At 70.7% G+C, this 14302-nt stretch carries 11 protein-coding genes; 10 read left to right on the forward strand and 1 reads right to left on the reverse strand.

Going from position 1 to position 14302, the window contains the following annotated elements; all coding sequences use genetic code 11:
- Positions 1-144 precede the first annotated feature (144 nt).
- The 5 genes from AB0A65_RS16860 to AB0A65_RS16880 are packed head-to-tail and all read left to right on the forward strand — an operon-like array spanning position 145 to position 5864.
- Positions 145-1185, forward strand: coding sequence for a LacI family DNA-binding transcriptional regulator (locus tag AB0A65_RS16860; RefSeq protein ID WP_359952170.1), 1041 nt, complete (start codon positions 145-147; stop codon positions 1183-1185).
- A complete protein-coding gene (locus AB0A65_RS16865) occupies positions 1182-2786 on the forward strand; it encodes an FAD-dependent oxidoreductase (protein WP_359952171.1) in 1605 nt (534 codons plus the stop codon). The genes AB0A65_RS16860 and AB0A65_RS16865 overlap by 4 nt, the downstream gene beginning before the upstream one ends.
- Positions 2787-2798: 12 nt before the next feature.
- Complete coding sequence (locus AB0A65_RS16870; RefSeq protein ID WP_359952172.1) at positions 2799-4061, forward strand: sugar ABC transporter substrate-binding protein; 1263 nt, start codon at positions 2799-2801, stop codon at positions 4059-4061.
- The gene (locus AB0A65_RS16875; protein ID WP_359952173.1) at positions 4061-5014 is read left to right on the forward strand and encodes a sugar ABC transporter permease; all 954 of its coding nucleotides are present in this window, start codon (positions 4061-4063) and stop codon (positions 5012-5014) included. Before AB0A65_RS16870 ends, AB0A65_RS16875 begins: the two co-directional genes overlap by 1 nt.
- A complete protein-coding gene (locus AB0A65_RS16880) occupies positions 5004-5864 on the forward strand; it encodes a carbohydrate ABC transporter permease (RefSeq protein WP_359952174.1) in 861 nt (286 codons plus the stop codon). Before AB0A65_RS16875 ends, AB0A65_RS16880 begins: the two co-directional genes overlap by 11 nt.
- On the opposite strand, the gene AB0A65_RS16885 is transcribed toward AB0A65_RS16880, so the two are convergent.
- Positions 5861-7024 carry a damage-control phosphatase ARMT1 family protein gene (locus AB0A65_RS16885; protein WP_359952175.1) on the reverse strand — a complete coding sequence of 388 codons (1164 nt, stop codon included), beginning with the start codon at positions 7022-7024 and terminating at the stop codon, positions 5861-5863. The two genes, AB0A65_RS16880 and AB0A65_RS16885, sit on opposite strands and share 4 nt — an antisense overlap.
- 290 nt (positions 7025-7314) lie before the next feature.
- Between AB0A65_RS16885 and AB0A65_RS16890 the strand changes: the two genes are divergently transcribed.
- Genes AB0A65_RS16890 through AB0A65_RS16910 form a run of 5 tightly spaced genes read left to right on the forward strand, consistent with a single transcriptional unit; the run spans position 7315 to position 14284 of the window.
- On the forward strand, positions 7315-8589 hold the full coding sequence (locus AB0A65_RS16890) for a sugar ABC transporter substrate-binding protein (protein WP_359952176.1): 1275 nt from the start codon (positions 7315-7317) through the stop codon (positions 8587-8589).
- 14 nt (positions 8590-8603) lie between these two features.
- On the forward strand, positions 8604-9572 hold the full coding sequence (locus AB0A65_RS16895) for a sugar ABC transporter permease (RefSeq protein WP_359952177.1): 969 nt from the start codon (positions 8604-8606) through the stop codon (positions 9570-9572).
- Positions 9569-10483, forward strand: coding sequence for a carbohydrate ABC transporter permease (locus AB0A65_RS16900; protein WP_359952178.1), 915 nt, complete (start codon positions 9569-9571; stop codon positions 10481-10483). The genes AB0A65_RS16895 and AB0A65_RS16900 overlap by 4 nt, the downstream gene beginning before the upstream one ends.
- The gene (locus AB0A65_RS16905; protein WP_359952179.1) at positions 10483-13032 is read left to right on the forward strand and encodes a beta-galactosidase; all 2550 of its coding nucleotides are present in this window, start codon (positions 10483-10485) and stop codon (positions 13030-13032) included. The genes AB0A65_RS16900 and AB0A65_RS16905 overlap by 1 nt, the downstream gene beginning before the upstream one ends.
- Before the next feature lie 25 nt (positions 13033-13057).
- Complete coding sequence (locus AB0A65_RS16910) at positions 13058-14284, forward strand: ROK family transcriptional regulator (RefSeq protein WP_359952180.1); 1227 nt, start codon at positions 13058-13060, stop codon at positions 14282-14284.
- The last annotated feature ends 18 nt before the right edge of the window (positions 14285-14302 follow it).

The following is a 14302-nucleotide window of genomic DNA, read 5'->3' on the forward strand; positions in this document are numbered from 1 at the left end:
ATGCTGGTTCTGATAATTCGCATTATCTGCGAATGCCGCTCATCGTGCCGGGCCGGGCGCGGGCGTGTCAAGGGGTCTTGCGGATTTTGATGTTACGTATTATCGTTCCGAGGACCGCGCTGCTAATGCGCATTATCGAGATCGATGGGACAACGACAGATGACAGGGAAGCCCGGCAAGGTGACGCAGCGCGAGATCGCGCGCATCGCCGGAGTCAGCCAGACGACCGTCTCGATGGTGCTCAACGACCGGGACGGGTCCAACATCCGCATCCCCGACGCCACCCGCGAGCGCGTGCGCCGCGCCATCGAGCAGTCGACGTACGTCGCCGACCCCGCCGCCCGCCGCCTCGCCGGTCTCGACAACAAGATCCTCGGGGTCTTCACGTACGAGTCGGCGCTGACCCCCGAGTCCATGGACTTCTACGGCCCGCTGCTCAACGGCATCGAGCGCGCCGCTGAGAGCCTCGGCTGCGACCTGCTGTTCTTCACCTCCTCCCCCGTCGAGGAGGGCCGCCGGCGCCTGTTCCACCGCAACACGCGGCTGCGCCTGGCCGACGGCTGCGTCCTGCTCGGCCAGCAGATGGACGGCGAGGACCTCGAACGGCTCGTCGCCGAGTCGTTCCCGTTCGTCGCCGTGGGCCGCCGCGACGAGACCGACGCGCCCGTGCCGTACGTGGGGATCGACTACGGCTCCCTCACCGGGCGGCTCTTGGACCGCACCGTCGAGCTGGGCCACGAGAAGGTGCTCTACCTGCACCGGGACCTGACCAGCCCCACCGCGAGGGACCGCCTCTCGGCGATCGGGCGGGCCCCCGGTGCGCTCGCCGTCGCCCCGTTCGCCGTCGGCGACGACCTGTCGGACCTGCCGCAGGTCGTGGCCCGCTCCGGCGCCACGGCCGTGTTCGCCGAGGACGCCTTCCTCATCGAGGACGCCGCCCTGGTCCTCGGCGGGGCGGACCTCTCGCTCGCGGCGCTCGCGGAAGTGCGCGGCCACCGCATCGGCGGGCGCGCCCTCTCGGGCTTCCACACCCCGCGCCAGCAGGTCGCGGCCGAGGCGCTCGCGCTCCTCCAGCAGCTCATCTCCACCCCCGCCGAAGAGCACAGCGGCATCGAGATCCAGCGGCTCCTGCAGGGCGAAGTGGCGTTCGGGGAGACCCTGACCGTGCGCGGCGGTGCCCGATGACGCACCTGAAGACCGACATCGCGGTCGTCGGCGGCGGGCTCGGCGGCGTCGCCGCGGCGCTCGCGGCCCTGCGCCGCGGCCGCCGGGTCGTGCTCTCCGAGGAGTACCCGTGGCTCGGCGGCCAGCTCACCTCGCAGGCCGTGCCGCCCGACGAGCACGTCTGGGTCGAGCAGTTCGGCGTCACCGCGACGTACCGGCAGCTGCGGGAGGGCATCCGCGCGTACTACCGCGACGCCTACCCGCTCACCGACGAGGCCCGCCGCGACCCGCAGCTCAACCCCGGGCGCGGGCGCGTCAGCCGCCTCTGTCACGAGCCGCGTGCGGCGCTCGCGGTCATCACGAAGCTGCTCGCCCCGCACCTGTCGAGCGGGCGCCTCACCGTCCTCCAGCCGCACGTGCCGGTCGCGGCCGAGACCGCGGACGGCATCGTCCGCTCGGTGACGCTGCGCCACAAGGACACCGGCAACGACACCGTCGTGGAGGCCGCGTTCGTGCTCGACGCGACCGAGACCGGGGACCTCCTCCCCCTCACCGGCACCGCGTACGTCACCGGCGCCGAGGGCCGCGACGAGACCGGCGAGCCCAGCGCCCCCGCGACCGCGCAGCCGCAGAACATGCAGTCCATCGCCTGGTGCTTCGTGTTCGACCACGTCGAAGGCGACCACACCATCGAGCGGCCCGCCGACTACGACCACTGGCGCGCCCTCGCCCCCGAGTTCTGGGGCGACGCGATGCTGTCGTTCACCGCCCCCAGCCCGCGCACGCTCGAACCCGAGACGCGCACCTTCAACGTCAACCCGCCGTACTCGACCGTGGGGAGCAAGGAGGCGCACGGCGACGACCCCGGGGACCTCGACCTGTGGGTGTTCCGCCGCATCGCCGCGCGCGAGACGTTCCTGCCCGGCAGCCTCGACAGCGACATCGTGCTCGCCAACTGGCCGCAACTGGACTACCTGGGCGGCAACGTCATCGACACGCCCGACCGGGACGTCCACCTGCGCGCCGCCAAGGCCCAGTCGCGGTCCTTCGTGTACTGGCTCCAGACCGAGGCGCCCCGGCCCGACGGGGGTACCGGGTGGCCCGGGCTGCGCCTGCGCGGCGACGTCGTCGGCACGGACGACGGCTTCGCGCAGGCGCCGTACATCCGCGAGTCCCGCCGCATCCGCGCGATGCGCACCGTCGTCGAACAGGACGTGGCGGTGGCCGTCCGCGGCCACGGCCGCCCCGCCCGGTTCGAGGACTCCGTGGGCGTCGGCATGTACCGCATCGACCTGCACCCCTCCACCGGCGGCGACAACTACATCGACGTCGAGTGCGCCCCCTTCGAGATCCCGCTCGGGGCCCTCGTCCCGGTAGAGACCCGCAACCTCCTGCCCGCCGCCAAGAACATCGGCACTACGCACATCACCAACGGCGCCTACCGGCTCCACCCCGTCGAGTGGAACGTCGGCGAATCCGCCGGCGAACTCGCCGCGTTCTGCCTCGACCGCTCCCTGCACCCCGGGGACGTCCTCGCGAAACCCGAACTGGTCCGCCGGTTCCAGGCCGCCCTCACCGAGGCCGGCGTCGAAATCCATTGGCCCGAGATCATCGGCTACTAAAAGGAACACATCATGCCCACGACAGCAAAGAAGCTGGTCAGCGCCCTCGCATTGGGAACACTCGCGACCACGGCCGCCTGCGGCGGCGGCACTGACGCCGCCACCGAGGACATCGAGCTGCGCATGTCCGTCTGGACCTCCAACGAGGACCAGCTCGCGCTCTTCGACTCCATCGCCGACGCCTACATCGCCGACCATCCCGAGATCAAGTCGATCACGTTCGAGAGCCTCCCCTTCGAGGAGTACAACACCACCCTGACCACCCAGATCGCCGGCGGCAACGCCCCCGACCTGGCGTGGATGGGCGACCTCTCGGCCGACCTCATCGACTCCGGCGCCCTGGTCCCCCTCACCGAGACCCTTGAGGGCACCGAAGGCTGGGACTACCCAGATCTAGTCCCCAGTGTCACCGGCGAGTTCAGCCGGGACGGCGAGCTGTACGCGTACCCGTTCTCCAACTCCCCCTTCGCCCTCTACGTGAACACCGACCTCCTCACCGAGGCCGGGCAGACCCTCGACCCCGCGGGCCTCACCTGGGACAAGGTCTCCGAGATCGGCGCGGCCGTCCACGACGCCACCAGCAAGGGCGGCTTCGTCGTCAACGACTTCAACTACTCCTCCTGGAACACCCTCGCCACCATCTGGACCGGCTTCGGCGCCAGCGCCTGGAACGAGGACGGCACCGAGTGCGGCTTCACCTCCCCGGAGATGACCGAGGCGTTCACGTTCCTGCACAAGGCGATCTACACCGACGAGTCGATGCCCGGCCCGGGCACCACCGCGGACTTCTTCGCCGGTGACGCGGCCTTCGCGGTCGCCCAGGTCTCGCGCGCCGGGAACCTCGACGGGTCCTTCGCCTACGACATCGCGCCGCTGCCCGCAGGCCCCGCGGGCGACTACTCCGTGATCGGCCAGGCCGGCATGGGCGTCCTCGCCTCCAGCGCGAACGCCGAGGCGGCCACCGGGTTCCTCGCGTTCCTCACCAACCCCGAGAACGCGGCCCAGCTCGCCCAGTACTTCCCGCCGCCGCGCCAGTCGCTCCTGACCGGCGAGGCCCTCGCGGCCAACAACGAGAAGTTCACAGCCGAGCAGCTCCAGACCGTCGTGGTCGACCAGATCCCCGACGCCGTGACGCTGCCGAACCACACGAACCCGGCCGAGATCGCGCAGAAGGCGAAGACCGAGCTCGACGCGATGTGGGCGCCGGACGCCGACATCCCGGGCGTGCTCGCCTCGGTGTGCTCGGCCATCGACCCGCTGCTGGTCGCCGGGTAATGGCGATCGGGACCCGATCCGCTCCCGGGACGGCCGCGGCCGCCCCGGGGGCTCCCGCGCGGCGCGGGCGGTGGTGGACGCTGGGCCGCGCCGACGCGGCCGCGGGCTACCTGTTCATCGCGCCGCAGCTGCTCGGCGTGCTGGTGTTCGTGATCGTGCCGGTGGGGCTGGCCGTCTGGTACAGCCTCAACGACTGGAACGTCTTCACCGGCGAGCTGACGTACGTCGGCGGCGGCAACTACCAGGCGGCCCTCGACGACCCGGCGCTGCCGAGCGTCCTCGGCGCGACCGCGGTGTTCTCCGGCGGCGTGGTGGCCCTCAACATCGTGCTGGGCCTGGCGCTCGCGGTCATGCTGAACCGGCGCTTCAAGGGCGCGGTGCTGTTCCGGACCCTGTTCTTCTCGCCCGTGGTGGTCTCGGTGGTCGCGTGGACCCTGGTGTGGGGGTTCCTGCTCCAGGACAACGGCGGCATCAACGGGGCGCTCGCCATGATCGGCGTGGACGGCCCGAACTGGCTCCAGAGCGGCCCGACCGCGATGGTCGCCGTGACGTTCACGCAGGTCGTGCGCAGCGTCGGCATCAACATGGTGCTGTTCCTGGCGGCGCTGCAAGGAGTCCCCGGGGAGCTGTACGAGGCCGCGCGCCTCGACGGCGCGGACTCGCGGCGGATCTTCTTCAAGATCACGCTGCCGCTGATCTCGCCGACGCTGCTGCTGACGGCGATCATCACGATCGTGGGGGCGCTCCAGTCGTTCGCGCAGATCGCGGTGCTCACCGAGGGCGGGCCGGGCCTGTCGACGACGGTGCTCGTGTACTACGTGTTCCAGCAGGCGTTCAGCTTCAACGACATCGGCTACGGCTCGACGCTCGCGCTGATGCTCCTCACGTTCGTGATGGTGCTGACGGTGATCCAGTGGCAGCTGCGCAGGAAGTGGGTGTTCTATGAGGACTGACGCTCCTGCGTCCCGGTTCGGGCCGCTCGCGCGCCGGATCGCGCTGTACGCGGCGTTGGTGGTGCTCGCGGTGCCGTTCACGGTGCCGACGCTGTGGATGGTCGCCTCGTCGTTCAAGCCGCTGAGCGAGATCTTCGCGTCCCCGCCGTCGTTCTTCACCGACTCCCCCACGGCCGCCGCGTACTCCGAGGCGTTCGCGTTCCAGCCGTTCGCGAGGCAGTACTTCAACAGCGTGTACATCGCGCTGGTGGTGACGGTGCTGGTGCTGCTGGTGTCGGCGCTGGCGGGGTACGCGTTCGCGCGCATCCGCTTCCCCGGCCGGAACCTGCTGTTCGTGGTGGTGCTCGTCGGCCTGCTCGTGCCGAGCGAGGTGACGATCGTGCCGCTGTTCCAGATGTTCAAGCAGGCGGGCATGGTGAACACGCACTGGCCGCTGATCCTGGTGACGGCGTTCGCGGCGCCGTGCGTGCTTGCGACGTTCATCATGCGGCAGTTCTTCATCGCGCTCCCGGTGGAGCTGGAGGAGGCCGCGCGCCTGGACGGCCTGGGCCGCTTCGGGATCTGGCGGCGGATCTGCCTGCCGCTGGCGAAGCCCGCGCTGTCGGCGGTGGCGATCCTGACGTTCCTGTCCTCGTGGAACCTGTACCTGGAGCCCACGGTGTACCTGACGTCGCCGGAGCTGTTCACGCTCCCGCAGGCGCTCACCCGGTTCACCGACCCGTACGGCGGCGAGATGTGGAACACCCAGCTCGCGGCGGCCACGATGACCGTGGTGCCGGTGCTGGTGGTCTTCCTGATCGCACAGCGCCAGTTCGTGGAGAGCCTGGCCCACTCGGGTCTGAAGGGCTAGGCCCTCACCTGGATGAAGGCGCGGGTGCCGGTGAGGCGCCAGTCGGGCGCGTCGGCGTCGAGCTTCGCGAGCCGCGCGGGCTCGACGCCGACGGCCAGGTCGGACTTCGCGGTCCGCAGGGCCGCCACCGGGCCCGGGAAGTACCCGGCGACCTCGCTGAACGGGGTCGCCGGGTCCCATTGCCGGTCGCCCACGAGGCGGCGGTAGTTCAGGTCCCCCTTGAGGATCACGAGCTTCGCGGCAGCGAACGCCTCGGCGAGGTCCGAGGGGACCGTGCGGTAGTCGGTGGGGTGGACGTACGCGCCGTGTGCGCGCAGCCGCAGCCAGCCGAGCCGGATCGCGTCCCTCAGGCGCCCGGCCAGGTCGCGCACGGGTTCGTGCGGGTCGCGGTCGAGGGCGTCGAGCGTGTCGAGCACGTCCCGGCCGGTGGCGTCGGAGACGAAGTACGGGTGCGGCTTGAGGTGCAGCTCGACGGGGCCGGTCCCGGTCTCCAGCAGGTGGTCGACGAGCGCGAGGTCCGCGGTGATCTCGCGTCCGGCGTTGTCGGCGACGACGATGACCGGCGCGTCCCCGGGCCCGTCGGCCAGCGCCCACAGGGCCTCGGAGTCGTCGGCGACGATCTCGCCGACGCTGGTGGAGGCGTCGGGGTTGTCGGTGCGGAAGCCGAGGTCGGCCTGGTTGCCCCAGAGGGCGGCGAGGAGGAGGGCGCGGCGGCGGTCGTCCGGCGCGGCGCCTTCGAGGGCGGCGTAGGCGTCGAGGTCGGCGCGGAGTTCGGGGCCGTCGAGCTGGGCGCGCTTCTGGGGCGCGAAGGGGTCGACGCCGCACCAGGGGCTGTCGTAGTGGTGGTACTCGACGGCGCGGAGGATGCGGCGGTAGAAGTACGACTCGGCCCACAGGAACGGCAGGGAGTCCCAGGTGCGGCCCGCGTGGGCCTCGGTCTCCAGGTGCCAGGTGTGGATCTCGGGGCCGCCGGGGGTGCGGGGCGGGACGGTTCCGGCGAGGGACTCGGCGAGGAGCGCTTCGAGGGCCTCGGCGATGTGCGGCGGGTAGGGGTGGTCGCCGAGGAGGTTGGCGATGAGCACGGGGTGGCGCTCGTGGAAGACCGAGCGGCTGAAGGAGCCGGGCCGGTCGATGCCGATGTGCGGGGGCAGTCCGGGCACTTTCGCCGCTCCGTTCTTCACAGCAGTTCACTCGCGGTACGCGGCAATGATGCCATCCCGTGGCGTGCCGTTGTGCGGCTGTTCGGACGTCCGTGTCCCCCTTGGGATGTGACGCACCGCATCTTACCGATAACACTTTTATCGGTCAATCGGTCCGCCACCTGGGGCGACGTTGCTCGAATTGTTACCACCACCGGTCTATCCAACCATTTATCTATGGGTTAGATTTACCCCCGTCTCAACCCCGTGCCGACGGTGTAGTCGGCGCAAGACAGAGAGAGGCCGAGACAATGGAGAACAAGATTCGCCGGCGCACACTGGTCCAGGCCGCGGCCACCGCGGGCGTCGCGGTCCCCGTCCTCGCGGCGTGCGGAGGCGGCGACGACGACGGCACCGGCCCCCTGAAGATGGTCGTCTGGGGCGGCGACCTCGACAAGGAGACCTACCAGGCCCGCATCGACTTGTTCGAGAAAGCGAACCCCGACGTCAAGATCGAGCTCCAGCTGATCCCCTCGGACCAGTACGAGCAGAAGGTCCAGACGATGATCGCGGGCGGCGACGGCCCCGACATCATGCAGGTCGCCGAGGGCGTCAACACCTACTCCTCGAAGAGCCAGATCCTGCCCCTCGACGACTACGCCAAGGACGCCGGCCTCGACCTGGAGGAGCGCTTCGGCCCCGTCGGCACCCTCTACAGCTACGAGGACAAGGTCTACGCGATCCCGGACCGCTCGGGCGCGATGATCGTCTACTACAACAAGGACCTCTTCGACGCCGCGGGCGTCGAGTACCCGACCGCCGAGTGGACCCAGGAGGACGCCAAGGCGGCCATGGAGAAGCTGACGGTCTCCGGTACCCAGTGGGGTTACGGCGGCGCCGGCTGGTGGCCGCAGTGGTGGTCCTTCGCCTACCAGAACGGCGGGCAGATCATCGACGACGGCGGCCAGCCGACCGCCAACTCCCCCGAGGTCGTCACCGCCCTCCAGTGGGCGAACGACCTGGCGCACAAGGACCACGTCGTGCCGACCGCCGCCGAGTACGCGGACATGGGCCCGGACATGGGCGGCGACCCCGCCTTCGCCGCGCAGAAGGTCGCGATCAACACGACCGGCTTCTGGGCCATCGGCGGCCTCCTCGAAGTGGACTTCAACTGGGACATCGCGCCGCTGTGGCGCGGCGCCGACCAGGCCGTCTCGGCCTTCGGCTCGGGCCTGGCGATCTCCCGCGACTGCAAGAACCCCGAGCGGGCGTTCAAGGCGATCGAGTTCCTGACGAACGCCGACGCGCAGGAGGTCATCATCGACAAGGCCCAGGACGTCCCGGCCAACCTCGAAGTGCAGCAGTCCGACGCGTTCCTGACCCCGTCGTGGGCGACCACGCCGCTGAACATGGCCGCGTTCGGCGAGTCCGCGGACTTCATCTTCCGCGCGCCGTTCATCCCGCAGTGGAACGAGATGCAGGCCGCGTTCAACGACAACCTGGGCACGTTCTGGAACGAGGGCGGCGACGCCCAGACCGAGCTGGACAAGATCCAGACGCAGCTCGAATCGATCATCACCGATTAATTAGGGCCCTGACGATGTCGAAGACCGTCGACGAAGCCCCCGGTGCGGCGCGCTCTGCGCGCCGCGCCGGGAGGCGCACCGTGCCGTCCCGCAAGATGTCCTCGCGACGCAAGAAGGAGGCCTTCTACTTCTGGCTCTTCATCTCGCCGTGGCTGATCGGGTTCGTGGGGTTCCTGCTGGGCCCCATGATCGCGTCGGTGTACATCTCGTTCACCGAGTGGGACTCGTTCACGCCGCCCGAGTGGGTCGGCCTGGACAACTACGCCAAGGCGCTCACCGGGGACCCGGTGTTCTGGAAGGCGCTGGGGAACACGTTCTACTACGCGCTCATCTCGGTCCCGCTGGGCCTGGTGATCGGCGTGTGGCTGGCGAACCTGCTGAACAAGCGGGTGCGCGGCCGCAAGCTCTTCCGCACCTTCATCTACCTGCCGACGCTGGTGCCGCTCGTGGCGACCGCGATGGTCTTCAAGATGGTGCTGGCGCCCTCGGGCCCGCTGAACGAGCTGCTCGGGTGGTTCGGCATCGAGGGCCCGAACTGGCTCCTCGACCCGACCTGGGTCAAGCCCGCGCTGATCGTGCTGTCCGCCTGGGGCGCCGGCGGGGCCACCGTGCTCCTGCTCTCGGCGATGAACGGCATCCCGCGCGAGCTGTACGAGGCCGCCGAGATCGACGGCGCCAGCGCCTGGCGCCAGTTCTGGTCGGTGACGTTCCCGCAGATCACCCCGGTGATCTTCTTCAACCTGATCATGGGCCTCATCGGCTCGTTCCAGATCTTCTCGCAGGTCTACATCCTGACCGCGGGCGGACCGGACAACGCCAGCCAGATGATGGTGCCGCTGCTGTTCCGCGAGGCGTTCTCGTTCTACCACTTCGGTTACGCGTCGGCCGTCGCCTGGCTGCTGTTCCTCGTCATCATGGCGTTCACGCTCATCGCGTTCCGCACGTCCCGCAGCTGGGTCTTCTACGAGCAGGAGGTCCGATGACCGCCATCGCCACCAAGCCCGCGTCCCGCAGGAAGCGGACCGGCGAGCGCGAGCCGCGCCTGCTGTCGGTGTTCAAGGCGTCGCCCGCGACCTACGCGGTGCTGCTCGTCGTGTCCGCGATCTTCTTCGTGCCGTTCATCCTCATGGTCTCGATCTCGCTGGCGAGCGACCAGACGAGCGCGCAGAACGCGTTCACGGTCCTGCCGACCGAGTTCGAGTGGAAGAACTTCACGGACGTGTTCACCGCGACCGGCCTGCCGGTCGGGCGGTTCGTCCTCAACTCGGTCCTCATCGCCACGCTCTCGGCGGTCGGCCAGGTGCTCTCGTCCTCGCTCGTCGGGTACGCGTTCGCGCGCCTGCGGGCGCCGGGCAAGGGCGTCATGTTCATGATCGTGCTCGCCACGATGATGATCCCCGCGCAGATCACGATGATCCCGCAGTTCCTGCTGTTCAAGGAGCTCGGCTGGGTCAACACCTACCTGCCGCTCATCATCCCGAACTTCTTCACCAACGCGTTCAACGTGTTCCTGGTGCGGCAGTTCGTCTCCCGCATCTCCGGGGAGCTGGACGAGGCGGCGCAGATGGACGGCCTGGGCTACTTCGGGATCTACCGCAAGATCATCCTGCCGATGATGTGGCCGATCCTCACGGCCATCGCGATCTTCACGCTCACGCACGCGTGGGGCGACTTCATGGGCCCGCTCATCTACCTCAACTCCGAGGAGTCGATGCCGCTGGCGCTCGGCCTCCAGTACATGACGGGGACGAGCAACGAGATGCAGCTGCCACCGTGGAACCTGGTCATGGTCGGGTCGATCATCCTGACACTGCCGATGATCGCGATCTACTACCTCGGCCAGAAGTACCTCTACGAGATGAACCTCCAAGGCGGAAGTGCAGGAGTGAAGTAGTGACTGATCTGTCCACCTCGGCCGTCCGGCTCGACCCCACCGGGCTCGTGCTCGACGGCCGCGAGGAGGCGCTGCTGTGCGCGTCGCTGTTCTACTTCCGGCTCCCTAGGGAGACGTGGGAGGCGCGGCTCGCCGCGGTCCGCGCCACCGGCTACCGCGCCATCGACGTCTACCTGCCGTGGAACTTCCACGAGACCGCCCCCGGCGTGTGGGACTTTGAAGGACGGCGCGACGTCGGGGCGTTCCTCGACCTCGCGCATGAGGCGGGCCTCGCGGTGATCGCGCGGCCCGGCCCGTACATCTGCTCCGAGTGGGACGGCGGGGCGCTGCCCGCATGGCTGGGCCTGGACCCTGCCTTGCGGGTGCGCCAGGCCGAACCGCGGTTCCTGGAGCAGGTCCGCGGCTGGTTCGACAAGGCGATGCCGCTGCTGGCCGAGCGCCAGTGGGGCCGCGGCGGCTCCGTCGTGGCCGTGCAGCTGGAGAACGAGCTCGACTTCTTCGACACCGCCGACCGGCACGCCTACATCAGCGCGCTGCGGGACATGGCGACCGGCCACGGCGTCGAGGTGCCGCTCATCGCGTGCGCGGGCCAGGGCGACCTGGTCGGCGCCAACGGCGGCGTCGAGGGCGTGGCGCCCGCGTTCAACTTCTACCCCGACGACCGCTCGCCGTTCGTCGAGGCCGAGGTGCGCCAGTACGCCGACCTGGTGGCCTCGCGCGGCCTGCCGCTGCTGGTCACCGAGACCAACCGCAGCCACGCCACGCTCCGCCGTCTCCTGGTCTCCGGCGCCCAGCTCATTGCGCCCTACCTCCAGGGCTCGGGCTACGACTTCGGGTACACGCCCTCGGTCGGCAACTGGGGCGACCCCGGCGGGTTCATGACCCACGACTACGACTTCGGCGGGTACCTCTCCCCCGTGGGCGAGGCGCGGCCGGAGACGGCCGAGGCCCGCGTGCTCACCGCGTTCGCGCGCACGCTCGGACCGGCCCTGGCGAAGGCCCGGGCCACCGGAGCCGAAGGCGTCGAAGCGGTCTCGGTGACCACGAGTTCCTCCCCGTCGCGGCTCGTCCTCGATGGCGGCGGCTCGGTCACCGGCGTCCCGAACCTCACCGAGAAGCCCGGGACGGCCCGCGTCGGCGGGGTCGAGGTGGCGCTCGCGCCGCGCTCGACCGCGCTCATCGTGCAGGACCTGCCGCTCGCGGGCTTCGGCCTGCCGGGCGTGCTGGAGTTCGCGTCCGCGGACCTGGTGAGCGCCACCGCGAACGGGCTCGGCTTCGCCTCGCGCGTGGCGGCCACGGTCGTCGTGGACGGCGAGACCGCCGTGTTCGAGGCGCCCGAGGTCGGGAGCCCGCTGCGCCGCACGGTGGGCCGGGTCGAGGTCGTCGTGCTCCACCCGGAGGACGTCACCGACGCTGACGGCGCGCACGGCGTCATCCACGGCCCCGCAGGGGAAGCCGTGGAGCTGACCGCCGCCTACCGCCGCGCGCTGCCGACCCGCACGGGCCGGACCGAGGCGCACGATCTGCCGCCGGTCTCCGAGGCCGTCGGCGTCCACCGCGGCCGCACGCACTACGCGGCGTCCGTCGCGGGCGTCGAGGAACTGCTCATCGAGGGCGCGGCCGACATCGTCGACCTCGCGCTCGACGGGGAGTCCCTGCCGACGCGGGTCGTCTACGGCGCCACGATCACCGTGCCGACCGCCGGGAAGACGGCGTTCACCGCGACCGTGGAGACCTGGGGCCACTGCAACTTCGATGACGCGCGGCTCCCGGGCCTCGCGCTCGGGTCGCTCCGCGGCCTCGGGAAGGTCTGGGCCGTCGCCGCACGCGAGGACGTCCACGCACTGTGGACCGTGGACGGCGGCGCGCAGTGGGCCGGCGACCCCGCGCCCGTGCGCAGCCTCGGCGGCTGGAGCAGCACCCGCATCGGCCGCCCGGCGACCTACCGCCGCGCGCTCCCGGTCGACGGCACGAGCCACTACGCCTTCCACATCGGCGAACTGACCCTCCCGGTCGAGGTCGTCGTGGACGGCGCGGCGCGCATCGTCAGCCCCATGGACCCGTGGGTCCACCTGGAGCCCGGGCAGGGCCGCGAGGTCGCGGTCACCGCGCCGCACTGGCCCGGTTCCGGTTCCGGCCCTGTGGAACTGCTCCGGCTCGAAGCCGTGCGCGGCTGGCAGGTCGAGGCTCAGAACGACGCGGCGGTCATCGCGCTCGCCGGTCAGGACGCCGAAGGGCTCGCCGTCGAACTCCCCCTGGAGCTCGCGCCCGGCGAGGAGGCGTGGCTCGACGTGCCCGTTCCGGACGGCGGGCTGTCGCTCCGGTTCGAGGGCGAGCAGGTCCGCTTGAGCGCCTTCGCGAACAGGGAACTTCTCGGCCGCGTGTGGCTCGACGACCCGCACCGCCCCCGGTTCACCGGCGGCGACTCGGGTCGACTGTGGATGCCCGCCGGCTGGAACTCCGGTACCGTCAGAGTGCTGGCCCGCGGCACCGCCGGAGGCGTCCAGCCGCGCCTCTCACGCGTCACCGCAGCCCCCGCACCGGAGTAGATCCGAGCCCCCAGGAGACACCGACATGGCCCCCACCAGGCGCACCTCGCGCGACATCCGCAGCGAATCGCGGCTCGACGTCCTGCACGCACTGCTCACCGCGGGAGAGACGACCCGCAACGACCTCGCGCGCACCACGGGACTGAGCACCGCGACCGTGGCGACGGTCGTCAGCGACCTGCTCTCGGGCGGGATCGTCACTGAGGCCCGCGTCGCCAGCGGACGGGTCGGTCGGCCCACGACGCTCCTGCGGCTCAACCAGGATCGCGGCCGCATCGTCGGCGTCGACGTCGCGGAGACGTACATCAGGGCGGTCGTGTTCGACGCGGCCCTCGATGAGATCGCCTCCGCCGAGGTCGCCGCCGACGAGCGGCACGACGAGACCGAGGAGGTCGTCGACGGCATCGCCCGCGCCGTCGACGCCGCCCTGGCCGAGGCGCGCACGCCGCGGCACGAGGTGCTCGGCGTGGGCATCTCGCTCCCCGGGTCCATGCAGCGCTGGGGCGGGGCCTCCCCCGTCATGCCCAACGCCGTGTGGCGCCACCTCGACCGCATCCGCGAGCGCCTCGACCTGCCGGTGGTGCTCGACAACCCGCTCAAGGCCATCGCCACGGCCGAGCTCTGGTTCGGCCAGGGCCGCAGGCACTCCAGCACCATCACCGTGAACCTCGGGACCGGCGTGGGCGCCGGGATCATCCTCAACGGCGCGATCCTGCGCGGCGCCACCAACTTCGCGGGCGAGTGGGGCCACAGTCTCCTCGCCCTCGACGGGCGGCCCTGCCGCTGCGGGCGCCACGGCTGCGTCGAGGCGTACGTGGGCGCCGACGGCATCCAGCGCACCCTGGGAGCGATCAACCCCGAGCACCCGCTCGCGTCGGTCACGCACCAGCGGGACTTCATCGGCGCCTTGGCGACCGCCCTCGAACCGCCCGAACCGGACCCGGCCGTCACCGAGACCATCGAGCGCACCGCCCGCTACCTGGGCGCCGCGCTCGCCGACCTCGTCGCGATCGTCAACCCCGAGACCATCACCCTCACGGGGTGGACGGTGTGGGCGCTCGGCGACCACCTCGTGCCCGCCGTGCGGCGCAGCGTGGTCGAGGAGGCCCCCGGCGACTCGGCCGCGGACCTGGAGGTCGAGGTGTCCACGGTGCGCGGCAACTCGGTCGCCACGGGGATCGCCACGATCGCCTTGGAGCGCTTCCTGAGCGACGTCGGCCTGGTCACCACGAGGGTTCCCACGGCCCTGTGAGGTGTGCGGTCCGCCGGT

The sequence above is a fragment of the Glycomyces sp. NPDC047010 genome (assembly GCF_040644205.1).
In the GTDB taxonomy this organism is placed as follows: Bacteria; Actinomycetota; Actinomycetes; order Mycobacteriales; family Micromonosporaceae; genus Glycomyces.